This window comes from Alsobacter sp. SYSU BS001988, assembly GCF_054796215.1.
In genome coordinates, this window is sequence record NZ_JBTAMK010000063.1 from 1 (window position 1) to 431 (window position 431).

At 67.5% G+C, this 431-nt stretch carries 1 pseudogene; it reads right to left on the minus strand.

What is annotated here, in order from left to right:
- Positions 1-431 (minus strand): annotated as a pseudogene (locus ACYVO7_RS25810) (type I secretion system permease/ATPase); the annotation flags it as partial.

The following is a 431-nucleotide window of genomic DNA, read 5'->3' on the forward strand; positions in this document are numbered from 1 at the left end:
ACGAAGCCCTTCCAGTTGCCGATCGCGATCTCCACCGGGGCCAGCGCCTTGCCGATGATGATCGAGGCCGCGATCATCATGCCGGGCGACACCTCGCGCTCGATGACCAGATAGGCGCCGACGCCCAGGATCAGGCTCTGCAGCAGCGTGCGGTTGAACTTGGTGAGCGCGATCAGCACGCCCGCCTTGTTGCTGGCGGCGGCCTGCCAGCCGAGGGTGGCCTCGTGGTGCTTCGACCAGCGCGAGCGGAGCGCCTCGATCATGCCCATCGCCTGCAGGACTTCCGCGTTGCGGAACGTCGCCACGGCGTGGTTGTTCGCCGCCATGGCGTTGCGCGACGCCTGGTCGAGGCTGCTCTTGGTGGAGTACTCGTTGGCCAGCGCCAGCCCGAAGGTGATGACGCTGCCGCCGACCGCGAGCCAGCCATAGAT